This is a genomic window from Candidatus Binataceae bacterium (assembly GCA_035500095.1).
GTDB lineage: Bacteria > Desulfobacterota > Binatia > Binatales > Binataceae > JAKAVN01.
Genome location: DATJXN010000020.1, coordinates 1 through 15150, shown reverse-complemented (window position 1 = coordinate 15150; position 15150 = coordinate 1). Strand labels below are relative to the sequence as shown.

Below are 15150 nucleotides of genomic sequence, written 5' to 3'. Positions count from 1 at the left end.
CAACCTCCTCCACCATATGCGCGGCACTCAGCGGCTAGCTGAAGACGCGTCTGCCATCCCCACCGCCCCTAGAAAAAGTCTCTCATCCAGTCCGAAACGAGCGAGCGCAGCCGTCCAAGCCGCCCTCCCCGTATTGTTCCGTTAACGCTCGCGCCGTTCGCGCCCGCCGCGTGCAGCAGCAGGCCGGCCGCGGTCGTGTACGCCGGCTTCATCAGATCCTCGGGCATGCCCTTCAAATTGATCGGCAGGCCGCGGCGCACCGGCAGCCCGAAGATCCGTTCCGCCAGCTCCTGCGTGCCCTCGAGCAGCGACGAGCCGCCGACCAGGACCAGGCCCGAGGCGAGGCTGTCGGCGACTCCCGAGCGCATCACCTCGCGCTGCGCCATCGTGAAAATCTCTTCCATCCGCGGCTCGATGATTTCGCCGAGGAGGCGGCGCGCGATCACGCGCGGCGAGCGTCCGCCGACGCCCGGCACCTGAACCGTCTGGTCGCGCCCGACCACGGAGTTGGTCGCGACGCCATAGCTTATCTTCAGCCGCTCGGCCTCGTTGAGCGGCGTGCGCAGGCCCGCGGCGACGTCGCTGGTCAGATGGTTGCCGCCAAGCGGCAGGACCGCCGTATGCATCGCCGCGCCGCCGTGAAACACGACGATATCGGTGGTGCCGCCTCCGATGTCGAGCAGCGCGACGCCAAGTTCGCGCTCTTCGGGAAAGAGCGCCGCGTCGGCCGAGGCGAGCGGCTCGAAGACGATCTCGAGCGGCGTGATATTGGCGCGCTCGCAGCACTTGGTCAGGTTCTGGCCGTAGCTCTGCGCCGCGGTAACGATATGGATGCGCGCCTCGAGCCGCACCCCGGCCATCCCGACCGGGTCACGCACGCCTTCCTGGTCGTCCACCGCGAATTGCTGCGGCAGGATATGGAGGACCTGGCGATCGAGCGGAATCGCGACCGCCCGTGCCGCGTCGATCACGCGCTCGACATCGCGCGGGCTGACTTCGCCGCCGCGCACCGCGACGATTCCGTGGCTGTTGAGCCCGCGCACGTGCGCGCCGGCCTCGCCCACAACCGCCGCGCCCACGCGCACGCCCGCGCTCTTTTCTGCCTCGGCCACGGCCGTGCGGATCGCCTCGACCGTGGCCTCGATATTCACCACCACGCCCTTGCGCAGCCCGGTGCAGGGCGCAACGCCATAGCCGAGCACGGTCGCGCCGCCGCCCTCGGGCAGCGACTCGGCGACGAGCGCGCAAACCTTGCTCGTCCCGACATCCAACGCCGTCAGCACGTTTCTCATCTCCGCCCGCTCCCGCCCGCGCGGGCGCGCACGGCAACCCTACGCACGGAGCCCGCGGCCTGCGCGGTCGCGCGCGGCGCCTGAGCGCGCAGCCTCACCACCGCCTGCCCCGGCGTGGTCATGTCGAGAAGCGCGACCTGCTGCTCATGCCCGCGCCATTGGCCGAGCACCTCGGTCGCGCGCCGCAGTTGCGCCGGCGCGCCGTCGAGGTCGATTCGCAATTCGGTGTGCGAACGATCGAAGAAGAGCGACGCGGTGCCGTCGCCGTCAAGCCGCATCTCCGAGACCAGACCGGCAAGGGCCACCTCGGAGCGCACCAGCGCGGCCGCGTAGCGCACGAGATCGTGCGCGCGCGCCGTCTGCGCCGCCGCGCCGCTCAGGATCGGCAGATCGCCCGCGCGCGCCGCCGGAACAGGGCCGCGAAGCTCGCCGTCGCCAAAGAGCGCATAGAAGCCGTCGTGACGCTCGACCAGCGCTACCGCGTCGCCGGACGCCGCGTGCGGCAGCGGCGCGAGCATCGCGCTTTCGGTCGTGCGATCGCGCAACTCGGCGAATGTCGCTGCAGCCTGCGCCCAGCAAGAGGCAAGCGCCACGCGCCCGCGGGCCGCGAGCGCGCGGCCCGCGGGGCTCAGCCCGGTCGCCATGCCGAACACGAAGAACGCGCATAGCACTAGGCCGAGCGCTTTGCTCGACCAGCCCCAGGAATTCCTGGTTGCCGCCGGCGTCTTCCTGTTCCGCTTCGCTACCGCCTGCTTCGCCACTGCCGCCGCCCCACGCCTCCGCACTCATACGGCGAGCCGCTCGCCGCCCGCCGATCAGAACTTTGCGATCACCATTCCCCAACCATGCGCACTTCGGCTTCCAGAGCCACTCCGCTCTGCTCCCTGACCCGGCTGCGCGCAAGCTCGATCAGCGCGCGCACGTCTTCGGCGCGCGCGCCGCCCAGGTTGACGATAAAATTCGCGTGCTCGGTCGAAAACGCCGCCGCCCCAAGCCGCGTCCCCTTGAGCCCCGCGTTCTCCAGCAATCGTCCCGCGAACGCGCCGGGCGGATTTTTGAAGATCGAACCCGCGTTGGGCAGGCTGCGCGGCTGACGCGCCGCGCGCTTGGCCTTGACTTCCGCCACCCGCGTGCGCAGCTGATCGCGATCGCCTTGCTCCAGCTCGAAATCCACCCGCGTTATCACGAAGCGCGGCGGAAGCTGGGTGCGGCGATAGGAAAACTTGACCTCGGCGCCGCTTAACGCGACCGAGCGTCCCTGCTCGTCGACTCCGTGGACCAGCCTGACCACCCGCGCGATTTCGCCGCCGAATGCGCCCGCGTTCATCACCAGCCCGCCGCCGACGCTTCCGGGAATGCCTTCGCCGAACTCGAGCCCCTTAAGCCCACGCTCGACCGCTTCCAGCACCAGCGCGCCGAACTGCGCGGCCGCGCCCGCGTGCACCTTGACGCCCTCGAAGTCAAGATTCTTGAACCCCTCGCCGAGGTGAATCACGAGCCCGCGCACGCCGCGATCGCTGACCAGCAGATTGGTGCCGGCGCCAAGGCAGAACGCCGGCACACGCTCGCGCCACGCCGCCGCCATCGCGGTGCACAGTTCGTCTTCGCTTTCGACCACGAGCAGCGCGTCGGCGGGGCCGCCGATACGAAACGAGGTAAGCTCGGCAAGCGGCGCCCGGGTGCGCAGCCGGGCGCCAAAGCGGGCGCGCAATTCCTGCTCAAGCGGGTTCATGGGTCTTGGTCGCGTAGCCGAGATTTTGCAGCACGGCTTCGCCGATATGATAAACGTCGCCGGCGCCGAGCGTCACCAGCAGATCGCCGGCCATCGTATCCGCCGCGAGCCGGACCGCCGGATCCGGCTCGTCGCCGAGGTAGCGCACGTCCAGATGGCCGCGCGCGCGCAGCGCCTCGTAGAGCCGCCGCGCGGAAACGTCGGCCAGCGGCTCCTCGCCCGCCGCGTAAACCTCGCACAGATAGAGCACGTCGGCGTCGTCGAAGGCGCCGAGAAAATCGTCGAACAGGTCGCGCAGCCGCGTATAGCGATGCGGCTGGAAGACGGCCACGACGCGGCGCTTGAACGCGGCGCGTGCGGCGCCCAGCGTCGCCCGCACTTCCGCCGGATGATGCGCGTAGTCGTCGAGCACGATCCGGCCCGCCGCCTCGCCCTTGATCTCGAAGCGCCGGCTGATGCCCGAAAACGACCCGAGCGCCCGCGCCGCGACGTTGAAGTCGATCCCCACCGCGAGCGCGACGCCCACGGCCGCAAGCGCGTTCAGCGCGATGTGGCGCCCCGGCGTCGGCACCTCGACCATGCCCAGTTCGCGGCCCGCGCGGATCACCGTGAAGCGCGTCGAGAGACCGTCGATCACGATATTCTCGGCGCGCAAATCGGCGTCGTGCGCGACGCCGTAAGTCAGCACGGGCTTGCGCACGGAGGGGAGCAGTCCGCGCACATTGATGCTGTCGATCCCGAGCACGGCGAGGCCGTAAAAGGGCACGCGGTTGATGAAGTTGAGATAGGCTTCGCGCACCCGGTCCATCGTGCCGTAGTGGTCGAGATGTTCGGGATCGATATTGGTGACGACCGCGATCGTCGGGAGCAACAGCAGAAACGACGCATCGCTCTCGTCAGCCTCAGCCACCATGTAATCGCCGCCGCCCAGGCGCACGTTGCTGCCGCGCGCGCGGAGATTGCCGCCAACCGCCACGGTCGGGTCGAGTCCGGCCTCCTCCATGATGAGTCCTACCAGCGAAGTGGTGGTGGTCTTGCCGTGGGTACCGGCGACCGCCACGCCGAGGCGCACCATGCGGAGCAACTCGCCGAGCATCTCGGCGCGCGCAATCACCGGGATCTGCAGCGCGCGGGCACGCGCGACTTCGGGATTGGAAAACTTCACTGCCGAGGAAATCACCACGGCATCGAGGCGCTGGGTGATCGCGTCTGCGACGCAATCCGTGAGATGCGCGGCGACGTGGTCCGGATGATGCCCGTGGAAGACCTGCACGCCGAGCGCGGCCAGCCAGTCGGTGGTCGGGCTCTGGCGCGCGTCGCAGCCGCTGACCGCGAAGCCGAGCCGCAGCGATAACTCCGCGATTCCGCTCATTCCGGCGCCGCCGACGCCGATGAAATGCAGGCGACGCTGACGGCCGAGCAATCCCTTTGCGAGCGTCTCGCTCATGCGGCTGCGCGCTCCTCCGCGCCAAGCTCGAAGCACAGCTTTGCGATCGCGCGCGCCGCGTCCGGTTTTGCCGCGGTGCGCGCCGCCGACGCCATCCACTCAAGCCGAGCCGGATCGGCGGCGAGTTCGCGCAGCGCCGCGGCAAGATTTTCCCCCAGGTTCTCGTCGTCGAGAACGATCACTGCGGCGCCGCGGCGCTCCAGCACGCGCGCGTTGAGTTCCTGCTGGCGGTCGCGATGGAATGGATAGGGAACGAAGATCGCGGGGCGGCCGGCGAGCGCGACTTCCGAAACCGTCATCGCGCCGGAACGCGCGACGAGCAGATCGGCGCGGTCGAGCGCGGTCGCCATGTCGTCGATAAACGGAATCACCTGCGCCCGGCAGCCGAGCGCGGCGTATCCACCCTTCACCAGCCCCACATCCGCCTCTCCTGTCTGGTGGACCAGAGCGATTTTTATAACACCTTCTCGCAGATTTCTCAAGGCATTGATTACGCCTTCGTTGAGGCGATGCGCTCCGGTCGAGCCGCCTAAAACAAGGATTTGCAGCGGATCGTGAACCTTGTAAGGCGAAGGCTCGATAGCAAAGCGCACCGGATTGCCGCTCACTACGACCTTAGGCGAATTAAAGAGCGCCGCGGATTCGTCAAATCCGACACAGACCTTTTTGGCGAAGCGCCAGAGCATCCGGTTCGACAGCCCCGGCCGCGTGTTCTCTTCCATCAGCACCAGCGGCTTGCGCGCCAGAATCGCCGCCATCGCCATCGGCGCCGAGGCGTAACCGCCCGCGCCCACCACCAAGTCGGCGCCGCACGAGCCGAGCAGCCGGCGCGCCCTTGCAAGGGCCGCAAAGAACTCGACGAGCGCCTTCATCCGTTCGACCAGGCTGTGGCCGCGAATTCCATGGACCGGAAAGAGCTCATAGCGCAAGCCGCTCTGCGGCATCCATCGCGCCTCCAGCCCCGCCGTGGTGCCGACGAACATGACCTCGGTCTCGGGCCGCTCGCGCATCATCGCTTCGCCCACTGCGACCGCGGGAAAGAGATGTCCGCCGGTACCGCCGCCCGCGATTATCACTTTCATCGCACCGCCGGCCTGCGCGCAAGCGCGAGCAAAGTGCCCAGGGCAGCCATCGCCATCACCATCGCCGTCCCGCCGTAGCTCAAAAATGGCAGCGGCAGGCCCTTGGTCGGCACCAGCCCGATCACCACCGCCATGTTGACCAGCGCCTGCAGGGTGAGCAGCGCAGTCAGCCCGACCGCAAGCAGGCTCGCGAACGGGTCGGGCTCCGCATGCGCAACGCGCATTCCGCGCACCAGGATCGCGCCGAACAGGACCAGCACCACAACCGCGCCGAGCAGACCAAATTCTTCGCCCACCACGGCGAAAACGAAATCGGTATGGGCCTGCGGCAGGTAGAACATCTTCTGCTGGCCGGCGCCCAGTCCGACGCCCCATCCGCCGCCGGCGCCGAGCGCGATGAAGGATTGAATCAGCTGGAAGCCGGCGCCGCGGGCGGTCTGCCAGGGGTCGAGAAAGGTGCTCAGCCGGCGCATCCTGTAGGGTTTTGCTACAGCCTGGAGCGCAAGCACGGCAAGCGCGCCGCCGCCGGCGGCACCGAGATGTTTAAGCCGCGCGCCCCCGGCGAACAGCATCGCGAACAGCAGCATCACGATCATCACCGTGTTGCCGAAGTCCGGCTGCTTCAGGATGAGCAGCGCGAGGGGACCCACGGCGATAAAAGCCGGTAGCGGGCCGCTCGCGAAGACAGCCATCCGTTCCTGGCGGCGGCTCAGGAAATCGGCCAGGAAGAAGACGATCGCAAACTTGGCCAGCTCCGACGGCTCCGCCAGCAGCGGCCCGAGCCTGAGCCAGCGGCGCGCGCCGCCCCGCATCACGCCGAGCCCGGGTATCCAGAGCGCCAGCAGCATCACCACCGCCACGACCATCAGCGGCACGACCAGCCGGTGCAGGCCGCGCAGCGAGAGCTGCGAGAGCAGCGCGAGCACCACCAGTCCGGCCGCGATATGACCGAGCTGAAGCTTGAAGAAGTGAAACGCGTCGCCGGTCTTCTCCAGCCCGAGAAAATAGGTGGTGTTGAGCACCATCAGCAGGCCGAGCACCGCCAGCGCCGCCGCCGGCACATACAGCCAGGGGTCGAGCTGCGGCCGGGCGACCGACTCAAAGCGCCCGAACCAGCTCCTGAAATATTCGCCCGCGCTCCGCATAGTTCTTGAATTGATCGAAACTCGAGCAGGCCGGCGAGAGCAGCACCGTGTCGCCGCGATCTGCGACCGCGGCCGCGCGCCGCACCGCCTCGTCCAGGGTCTCAGCGAGTTCGATTTCGGTTGCCCCTTCGAGCGCGGCGCCCATCTTGTCGCGCGCCGCGCCGATCAGAATCAAAAGCCGCGTCTTCTCCGCAAGCGGCGCGCGCAGCGGCGCGTAGTCGCCGCCCTTGTCCATGCCGCCGGCGATCAGGATCACCGGCGCGCGCGCCGCCGCCAGCGCCTCGACCACGGAAGCCACGTTGGTTCCCTTGGAGTCGTCGATATAGGTCACGCCGGTGCGCTCGGCGACGAATTCCATCCGATGCGGCAGGCCCGCGAAGTCCGCGAGCGCCGCCTCAATCGCGCCCGGTTCGATACCGCTCACGAGCGCGGCGGCCGCCGCCGCCATCGCATTGGCGATATTGTGACGCCCCGCAAGCCGCATACGCCTAAGCCCGATACGGCCGTGGCGGGTGCGAATGTCGAAAATCAGATCGCTGCCGTCGCAGCCGATCGCGGGAGTAGTCTCGGCCGGACCCAGGCCGAAGCTCATCACCTGCGCGGCCGCCTTTACGCGCAAAAACCACACCCGCGGATCGTCGCGGTTCAGGATCGCCCAGTCGTAACGGTCCTGCATGCGGAACAGCCGCGCCTTGGCAACGCCGTACTCGTCGAGATCCTTGTAGCGGTCGAGATGATCCTCGGCGAGGTTCAGATGGACGCCCACGTGCGGTTTGAACCGCTCGGTGCGCTCGAGCTGGTAGCTCGAGACCTCGACCACGATCGCGTCGAACTCTCCGCCGGCAGCCTCGGTCAGCGGCGTGCCGAGGTTGCCGCCGACGAATACGCGTCGCCCCGCGGCCCTGAAGATCTCGCCGATAAGCGTCGTCACAGTGCTCTTGCCGTTGGTTCCGGTGACCGCGATGATCGGCGCGGCGACGAAACGGCTGCCGAGCTCCAACTCGCCGATTACCGGGATACGCCGGCGAGCGGCTTCGGTGAGCAGAATGGAGGCCGGCGGCACGCCGGGGCTTGTAACCACCAGATCAACGCCCTCAAGCCAAGCGGGGTCTTCAGGGCCGAGATGAACTTCGCCGGGCGGCGGCGAAGCGCCGCCGGCGCCGAGCCCCAGCTCCGGACGAAGATCGGTCATCACGAGATGCGCGCCGCGAGCCGCGAGCAGTCGTGCGGCGGCGAGTCCGCTTACGCCGAGTCCGACCACCATCACGCGCTTACCCGCAAAATCCATCGCCCGCTTCTCAACGCAGCTTGAGCGTGCTCAGCGCGACCAGTCCGCAGATGATTGAGATTATCCAGAAGCGCACGACCACCTGCGTCTCGGGCCATCCGCCCAGCTCGAAATGGTGATGCAGGGGCGCCATGCGGAAAATCCGCCGATGCGTCGCCTTGTAGTAGTAGCGCTGGATGATGACCGACACGGCCTCGATCACGAAGATGCCGCCCGCGATGGGCAGCACCAGTTCCTGCTTGGACAGCACGGCGACGATCCCCAGCGCGCCGCCCAGCCCAAGCGCACCGACGTCGCCCATCATCATCGAGGCCGGGTAGGCGTTGTACCAGAGAAAACCCAGCGAGGCGGCGATCAGCGCGGCGCAGAAAATCGCGAGTTCGCCCGCGCCCACCACGTGCGGGATGTCGAGGTAAGCGGAGAATTTCAGATTGCCCGCGACATAGGTGAAGGTCCAATAGCAGAACGCGACCGTCATCACGGGACCGATCGCCAGGCCGTCGAGTCCGTCGGTCACGTTGACCGCGTTCGAGCACGCCACCATCACGAACATCGCGAACACCACGTAAAGCCATCGCGGCAGGTTGGGATGGAGGTTCTTGAAAAAGGGAACGTTGAGCGTGGTGTCGAAGCGCAGCACCGCGAAGAGCATGAACGAGACGACGAACGCGCAGGCGAACTGCCAGAAGAGCTTCTGCGGTCCGCTCAGGCCCTGGCCTTTGCCGCGGCGCAGTTTCAGCAGATCGTCGGTGAAGCCGATAGCGCCGAAGGCGACCGTCACCGCGATCGCCATCCACACGTACGGATTGGTTGGATTGGCGAAGAGGATCGTGGCGATGAGCGCGGTGCTGAGGATTAGCAGCCCGCCCATCGTGGGCGTGCCCGCTTTCTTCTGATGGCTCTGCGGAACCTCGGCGCGGATGGTCTGGCCGATTTGCGCCGCGCGAAAGCGCTCGATCAGCCGCGGCCCCTCGGCCAGGGCCAGCGCCAGCGCCGAGAGCCCCGCAAGCACCGAACGGAAAGTTTCGTAGCGCAGAACATTGAAGCCCACGTAATGCGCGTGCAGCGGAAAGAGCAGGATGTAGAGCATCGGGAAAACCCGTCTTCGAGTGTGCTGGCCGCGGCCCCGGCAGCGCAAGATGCGCGGTTATAAATGCCGGTCGATCGTTGCCGCCCGCGTGCGCGCGCGCGCCGGGCAGCCTCAAGCCGCCCGGCGGCGAGCGCCGAACCCCGTCGGCGCGGTACGTAACGCACCATCCTTTGCAGCCTGGAATCCCGAGGCAAGCCTTCGATCGGCCACCCAACCGCCCATCCACCACCTCCGACCGAAGGCCTCCCTCAGTACGCCACCCGCAACCCCCGCCCTCCTCAGCCTTATGCACCGCGTTCATGCCCGCGCTCGGCCACGAGCGCGCGCACCACGGCGCGGTCATCGAAATCGAGCCGCCGTCCCGCGACCAGTTGATAGTCTTCATGGCCCTTGCCCGCGATCAGTACGATGTCGCCCGGCGCCGCGAGGCCAAGTCCGAGCGCTATCGCCCCGCGTCGGTCCGGCTCGACGAGGTAACCGGGCGCGCTGCCTGCAGCCTCGGGCGCGATCCGGCGAAGCCCGCCGGCGCTAAGGCCAGCCTCGACCTCGGCGATGATCGCCAGCGGATCCTCGCTGCGCGGGTTATCCGAGGTGAGGATCGCAAGATCCGCCATCCGTCCCGCGATTGCGCCCATCAACGGGCGCTTGCCGCGGTCGCGATCGCCGCCGCAGCCGAAGATGCACAGAATCCGCCGCGGCTCGAGTCCACGCAGCGCACGCAGCACCGCCTCGAGCGCGTCGGGCTTGTGCGCGTAATCGACCAGCACGGTCACACCGGGCGGGCCGGGTACCGCCTCCAGTCTGCCGGGGGCCCCTGGGCATCGCCGCAACCCTTCCGCGACCACATCCGTTTCGATGCCCAGGGCCACCGACACAGCGGAGGCGCCAAGAATGTTGAGCAGATTGATCTCGCCGAGCAGCGGCGAGCGCACTTCGATCCGCCGGTCGAGCGCGGCGATCGAGGCGCGGATCCCGTCGATCCCGGCGGTGTAACTGAGCGGATGAACGTCGAGGTCGGGCGCGAGGCCGAAGCTTATCTTGCGTAAAGGGCGGTCATTGACCGCGTCGAGGATGCGACGGCCGAAAGGATCGTCGCCGCGCACCACCGCGACCGCGTCGCGCCAGGTGCTGCGCGGAAGCAGTTCGCTGAACAGACGCAGCTTGGCTGCGAAGTACTGCTCCTGAGTGCCGTGATAGTCGAGATGGTCGCGGCCAAGATTGGTGAAAACGCAGGCCCGAAAGCTCAACTCGTCGACGCGCCCCTCGGCGAGACCGATCGACGAAATCTCGGCCGCCACGCGCCGCACGCCGGCGCGCTCCATGTCGGCGAGCGCGGACTCGAAATCGAGTGACTCGGGCGTGGTCAGGCCGCTGTAGATTTTGCGCGGGCCGACGAAGATTCCGATCGTGCCGATCACTCCCGGCGGCGCGCCCGCAGCCTCGAAGATCGACGCGAGCATGTACGCGGTCGTGGTCTTGCCGCTGGTGCCGGTGACGCCGACCAGTTCGAGCCGGCGGCTCGGCGCGTCGAAAAAGCGCGAGGCGGCCGCGCCCATCAGCCGGCGCGGCTGCTCGCACTCGACAACGGTTACCGCGGGGCGCGCGCCTTCACCGTCCCACCCCTTCATCATCACCACCACGCGCGCCCCGCGGTTCAATGCATCATCAGTGTTGGCGCGGGCCTGTCCGGCGTCCCGCGCCAGTGTGAAAAAAACGTCCCCCGGTTTAACCCGCCGCGAGTCGTAGTTGAGCCCCGCGACTTCCACGCTCGCCTCGCCGTGAACGCGCAGACCGGGCTCGCCCGCTATCAGTTCGGCAAGCCTCATCGTTTGCGCCCGTTATGTGCACGGCGCGGCGCCGGCGCAAGGGGGTGCGCCGACGCCGTCCGCGGGCCATGCGTCAAGTCAGTTACCGAAGACGTATCGTCCGTGCGCGCATCCGCAACCACCGGCGCAAGCCGCAGCGTCAGGCTGCCGGCGCCGATTGCCGAACCCGGCGCGGGCTGCTGCGCTACGACGTAGCCGTCGCCTTCGACCTCGAGGTTGAGATGGCGGCGGCCGGCCAGCGCGAAGGCGCGCCTGAGGCTAAGCCCGCTGAAATCGGGGATCCGATCGCTGCCGGCGAGCGCCGCCCCCGTCGGATCGTCGCCGCCGAATGCCGATTCCGGCAGCGCGTGAGCCGATTCAGCCGGCGAATCGTCGCTCGCCCCCGGGGCGCCCGGCAGCAGGCTCGCCACGTCGTAGTGCGTAGCTCGTGGAGCGACATTCAAGTCGCTTAGCGCGCCCGAGGCGATCTGGCTGAACACCGGCGCGGCGGTCAATCCTCCGAAGTGCCCGTGGGCGACGTCGTAAAGCACGACCAGGATCACCAGGCGCGGATCGTCGGCGGGTAAAAAGCCGACGAACGACGCGACCAGCCGGCTCTGGTAGTACGCGCCGGTTGCGGGATTCACCATCTGCGCCGTGCCGGTCTTGCCCGCGACAACGAAATCGCTCACGCGCGCAAGCCGCCCGGTGCCGTCAGGGCCGTTGACCACGCCCTGCAGCAGGCGGTTCATCGTGTGCGCGACGGCGGGCGAGATCACGCGATGCAGCGCCTCGGGCGTATGCGTCAGGAGCGGGCGGCCCGCGGCGTCGTAAGCGGCCTTCACTACGTAAGGGCGGACCAGGTAGCCGCCGTTGGCGATCGCCGCGTAGGCGACCGCGAGCTGGATCGGCGTGACGCCGACGCCCTGGCCGAAGCCGTGATTGGCGAGATCGATCTCGCGCCACGACGCAGGCTTGCGCAGAATACCGGGAGCCTCGCCGGGCAGGTCGATTCCGCTGCGGCCGCCGAGGCCGAAGGCGCGCAAGCCGTTGTAAAACCGATCGGCGCCCAGTTTGAGCGCGATCTTCGACGCGCCGATATTCGAGGAGACTTCGATAATCCCGCCGAGGTCGAGCCATCCGTGGGGACTGTCGTCGTGGATCACGCGGCCGGCGACCGTATAGGCGCCGTTCTCGCAATAGATGCGCTGATTGAGGGAGGCCGCGCCGTCCTGCAGCGCGATCGAGGCGAGCAGACCCTTCATCGTCGAGCCCGGCTCGAAGGCGTCCTGCACCGCCGTATCGTGCAGACGTTCGCCGATACTCGCGCCGTCGGCCGCGACATTGGCGAGCGCCAGCACCTGGCCGCTGAACGGATCGAGTACCACGGCGGCGCCGCGCCGCGCGCCGCTCGCGCGCACCTCGGCGGCCAAATCGCTCTCAGCGAGCGCCTGGATGCGCGCGTCGAGCGTCAGCACCAGGCGCGCGCCCGGCTCAGGCGTCTTGAGCGCAAGCGGACTGTCGAAGATCGGATGGCCGAGCGCGTCATGATAAAAACGCAGCACTACAGGCTCGCCGCGAATGAGCCGGTCGTATTCCAATTCGAGGCCGGAGAGACCCTGGCCATCCATCCCCGCCAACCCCACCACCGGCGCGGCCAGGGTGCTCTCCGGATAGAACCTTTTGTATTCGCTGAGCGCGCCCGTTCCGTCGAGGCCCAGCGCTTCCGCCGCCTGCGACTGGGCGGGCGGCAGATGGCGCCGCAGCCAGACGAAGGGCGCCGTGCGATGGAGCTTCGCCTCCAGTTCGGAGGCCGTGATGCCGAGTGCGACGGCGAGCGAGCGGCGCTGCGCGGGCGTCGCCGCGGCCAGGAGCTGCGCCGGCCGCGCATACATCGACCGGGTCTCGGCCGAAAGCGCAAGCGCCTCTCCGTTGCGATCGACCAGCGGCCCACGCGGCGCCGCGAGCGCCACTTCGCCCGTGTGTTCGCTGCGCGCGAGCGAAGTCAGGCGCGGCCCGTCGAAGATCACCAGCGCCGCGAGCCTGAGCGCGATCAGCACGAACAACGCGCCGAGCACGACCATCAACGCGCCGATCCGCCCGCGGCGTTTCTTGAACGGCTCGTTCATGGCAGCGTCACCACCTGGCCGGGCGTGGGCGGGCCAAGCTTGAATTTAGGCGCGAGCCCGCGCAGGCGCTCGCGCGAGGCGAGTTCGGCGACGCCGAGGCGCAGGTTGCGGTTGTCATCTTCCAGTTTGAGGTTGTCGCTGCGCAGCGCCGAGAGCCGGTAGCCCTCTTGCATGACTTCGAGACGCACCATCAGCGTCGCGAATCCCAGCGCAACGACGCCGAGCGCCGCGACGGCTTGCAGCAGCCGCGAGGGCGGACGCGCGGGTCTCACGCGCGCGCGGCTCATTGCGGCCCCCGTTCGACGGCGCGGAGCCGAGCGCTCCGCGCGCGCGGGTTGTGCGCGCATTCAGAAGCCGTGGGGCGAAGCGCCTTGCGCGTCAGCGCGGCGAACCCCCCGCCGGCCACGAGCTCGCGAAGGCGATGCTTGACCGGGCGATCCTCGAGCGAGTGATAGGCGATAACCGCGAGGCGGCCGCCGGCGGCAAGGCAACCCGGGGCGCTTTCGAGAAACGCGGCGAGGCTTTCGAGTTCATGGTTGACCGCGATCCGCAGCGCCTGGAACGTGCGGGTCGCCGGATGGATCGCGCCGCGATGGCGTGTGCCGGCCGCCCGTTCGATCACCGCGCGCAGTTCCGTGGTAGTCGTCAACGGACGCCGACGGCGGGCCTCCACAATCGCCCGCGCGATCCGCCGCGCGGCGCGCTCCTCGCCGAACTCGCGGATGATCCGCGCGAGTTCGTCCTCCCCTTCCTCGTTGAGCAAATCGTAGGCGCTGAGCGGCGCCGCGGGATCCATCCGCATGTCCAGCGGACCTTCGTTTCTGAAGCTGAACCCCCGCTCGGGATCGTCGAGAGCGAAGCTGCTCATCCCAAGATCGGCCAGAATCGCGTCGGGCGCGCCCAGCCCGGCCTCGGTGACCGCGCGATCGATCTCGGCGAAGTCACAATGGCGAAGTGTCACGCGCGAACCAAAACGGCGAAGCCGCTCGCCGGCGGTCTCCAGCGCCCGGGGATCGCGATCGAGACCGAGCAGCGCGGCGCCGCTCGCCTCCAGCAGCAGCTCGGCGTGCCCGCCGGTGCCGAGCGTGGCATCGACGATCAGGCGCCGCTCGCCCGCGCAGAGCAGATCGCGCACCTCGCCGGGCATCACCGGCAGATGCAACCGATCCGCTCCCGCATTCGCTTCCGCTGCCAGCGCCATCCCCATCCTTTACAGGTTGAGCTTCCCGACGAATTCCGGATCCATCATCTGCTGCTCTACGGCGTCCGCCATCCGCTGCAGCATGGCCTTGTCCCAGAGCTGAAAATGATCGATCAGGGCGTTGAAGGTGACCTCGCGATCGAGCCGGGCATATTCGCGAAGGCGGGGCGGAATCAGTATTCTTCCCTGGCGATCCACCTGAACTTCATGCGCGCCGCCGACGAAGTACATCTGGAGAGTCTGCGTCGAGGGGTCGAGGCTTCCCCGCTGACTAATCTTGCCGATGAGCCTTGTCCACTGGCTGGGAGGAAATAGCGCAAGGCATCGCTCTTTCTGGTAGATCCAATTTGTGATGATGAGACTCTCGTGGCCGTCGCGCTGCAGCTGTTCGCGGAACCGGACGGGGATACTGACCCGCCCCTTTTCGTCCGTCGTATGGTCGAAACGTCCGCTGAACACCGCGCCTTCCCCCTGCCTCCCACAACATCCCACTCGCTCCCACCACAGTCAAGTCAATCTCAATGCCGCGCAGTGGTAAAAATCGACGATACTCCGCCGAATAGCCAAAGCGAATAAAATACGAAACTTGTCTGCTTCTTGACATCGTAGGCGCATATCCAAAAGAATCGACCCCGCCTGTTTCCTATCGTTTCGGCTTTCGGAGAAGGTGGGCGGAGATGACCGAGAAGAAGTACGTATTGCGTCCGGCGCTATGGGCGGCCGCGCTTGGTGGTGCGTTGGCGGCGAACGCGGCGTTTGGCCTCGGTGGCTGGACAGCGTCAGGGGTTGTTGCGGCGGCTGACGATCAGCCCTTTTATTCGACCGGCGCCACGAGCGCCGCGAGCGCAAAGAACTGGGATTTCGATCACGACCGCGGCTATTCGATCCCGCAGGACTGGACGGTGGTGGCCGGCGACTGGCGGGTACTCATCGATCGCA

Annotated in this window: 14 protein-coding genes; 1 reads left to right on the top strand and 13 read right to left on the bottom strand. The window is 67.9% G+C overall.

The window, feature by feature from the left end:
* Positions 1–68: 68 nt before the first annotated feature.
* From ftsA to mraZ, 13 genes are all read right to left on the bottom strand, one after another.
* On the bottom strand, positions 69–1283 hold the full coding sequence (gene ftsA / locus VMI09_02900; protein ID HTQ23617.1) for a cell division protein FtsA: 1215 nt from the start codon (positions 1281–1283) through the stop codon (positions 69–71).
* A gap of 5 nt (positions 1284–1288) precedes the next feature.
* Complete coding sequence (locus VMI09_02895; protein HTQ23616.1) at positions 1289–2053, bottom strand: cell division protein FtsQ/DivIB; 765 nt, start codon at positions 2051–2053, stop codon at positions 1289–1291.
* 68 nt (positions 2054–2121) lie between these two features.
* Positions 2122–3024: a UDP-N-acetylmuramate dehydrogenase gene (gene murB / locus VMI09_02890; protein ID HTQ23615.1), complete on the bottom strand. Its 903-nt coding sequence runs from the start codon at positions 3022–3024 to the stop codon at positions 2122–2124.
* Complete coding sequence (murC, locus tag VMI09_02885) at positions 3011–4471, bottom strand: UDP-N-acetylmuramate--L-alanine ligase (GenBank protein HTQ23614.1); 1461 nt, start codon at positions 4469–4471, stop codon at positions 3011–3013. The genes murB and murC overlap by 14 nt, the downstream gene beginning before the upstream one ends.
* Positions 4468–5553, bottom strand: coding sequence for an undecaprenyldiphospho-muramoylpentapeptide beta-N-acetylglucosaminyltransferase (gene murG, locus VMI09_02880; GenBank protein ID HTQ23613.1), 1086 nt, complete (start codon positions 5551–5553; stop codon positions 4468–4470). Before murG ends, murC begins: the two co-directional genes overlap by 4 nt.
* Positions 5550–6698 carry a putative lipid II flippase FtsW gene (gene ftsW / locus VMI09_02875; GenBank protein ID HTQ23612.1) on the bottom strand — a complete coding sequence of 383 codons (1149 nt, stop codon included), beginning with the start codon at positions 6696–6698 and terminating at the stop codon, positions 5550–5552. The genes murG and ftsW overlap by 4 nt, the downstream gene beginning before the upstream one ends.
* On the bottom strand, positions 6652–7986 hold the full coding sequence (gene murD / locus VMI09_02870) for a UDP-N-acetylmuramoyl-L-alanine--D-glutamate ligase (GenBank protein HTQ23611.1): 1335 nt from the start codon (positions 7984–7986) through the stop codon (positions 6652–6654). The genes ftsW and murD overlap by 47 nt, the downstream gene beginning before the upstream one ends.
* Positions 7987–7996: 10 nt before the next feature.
* Complete coding sequence (mraY, locus tag VMI09_02865) at positions 7997–9076, bottom strand: phospho-N-acetylmuramoyl-pentapeptide-transferase (protein ID HTQ23610.1); 1080 nt, start codon at positions 9074–9076, stop codon at positions 7997–7999.
* 284 nt (positions 9077–9360) lie between these two features.
* Positions 9361–10902 (bottom strand): UDP-N-acetylmuramoyl-L-alanyl-D-glutamate--2,6-diaminopimelate ligase, encoded by a 1542-nt coding sequence (locus tag VMI09_02860; protein ID HTQ23609.1) that lies wholly within the window; start codon positions 10900–10902, stop codon positions 9361–9363.
* Positions 10899–13010, bottom strand: coding sequence for a penicillin-binding protein (locus tag VMI09_02855; protein HTQ23608.1), 2112 nt, complete (start codon positions 13008–13010; stop codon positions 10899–10901). Before VMI09_02855 ends, VMI09_02860 begins: the two co-directional genes overlap by 4 nt.
* Positions 13007–13297 carry a hypothetical protein gene (locus tag VMI09_02850; protein ID HTQ23607.1) on the bottom strand — a complete coding sequence of 97 codons (291 nt, stop codon included), beginning with the start codon at positions 13295–13297 and terminating at the stop codon, positions 13007–13009. The genes VMI09_02855 and VMI09_02850 overlap by 4 nt, the downstream gene beginning before the upstream one ends.
* Positions 13294–14211, bottom strand: coding sequence for a 16S rRNA (cytosine(1402)-N(4))-methyltransferase RsmH (rsmH, locus tag VMI09_02845; GenBank protein HTQ23606.1), 918 nt, complete (start codon positions 14209–14211; stop codon positions 13294–13296). Before rsmH ends, VMI09_02850 begins: the two co-directional genes overlap by 4 nt.
* A gap of 9 nt (positions 14212–14220) precedes the next feature.
* Entirely contained in the window at positions 14221–14670 is a 450-nt protein-coding gene (mraZ, locus tag VMI09_02840; protein HTQ23605.1) for a division/cell wall cluster transcriptional repressor MraZ, read from the bottom strand.
* Positions 14671–14888: 218 nt separating this feature from the next.
* On the opposite strand from mraZ, the gene VMI09_02835 reads away from it, so the two are divergent.
* The coding region (locus tag VMI09_02835) for a hypothetical protein (GenBank protein ID HTQ23604.1) at positions 14889–15150 on the top strand (262 nt) is incomplete at its 3' end.

Bases quoted from the DNA above. Each gene is read 5' to 3' on its own strand.
- VMI09_02860 (HTQ23609.1), bottom strand. From the start codon at position 10,902: ATGAGGCTTGCCGAACTGATAGCGGGCGAGCCCGGTCTGCGCGTTCAC.
- murC (HTQ23614.1), bottom strand. From the start codon at position 4,471: ATGAGCGAGACGCTCGCAAAGGGATTGCTCGGCCGTCAGCGTCGCCTG.
- rsmH (HTQ23606.1), bottom strand. From the start codon at position 14,211: ATGGCGCTGGCAGCGGAAGCGAATGCGGGAGCGGATCGGTTGCATCTG.
- VMI09_02855 (HTQ23608.1), bottom strand. From the start codon at position 13,010: ATGAACGAGCCGTTCAAGAAACGCCGCGGGCGGATCGGCGCGTTGATG.
- ftsW (HTQ23612.1), bottom strand. From the start codon at position 6,698: ATGCGGAGCGCGGGCGAATATTTCAGGAGCTGGTTCGGGCGCTTTGAG.
- VMI09_02850 (HTQ23607.1), bottom strand. From the start codon at position 13,297: ATGAGCCGCGCGCGCGTGAGACCCGCGCGTCCGCCCTCGCGGCTGCTG.
- murD (HTQ23611.1), bottom strand. From the start codon at position 7,986: ATGGATTTTGCGGGTAAGCGCGTGATGGTGGTCGGACTCGGCGTAAGC.
- murB (HTQ23615.1), bottom strand. From the start codon at position 3,024: ATGAACCCGCTTGAGCAGGAATTGCGCGCCCGCTTTGGCGCCCGGCTG.
- mraY (HTQ23610.1), bottom strand. From the start codon at position 9,076: ATGCTCTACATCCTGCTCTTTCCGCTGCACGCGCATTACGTGGGCTTC.
- murG (HTQ23613.1), bottom strand. From the start codon at position 5,553: ATGAAAGTGATAATCGCGGGCGGCGGTACCGGCGGACATCTCTTTCCC.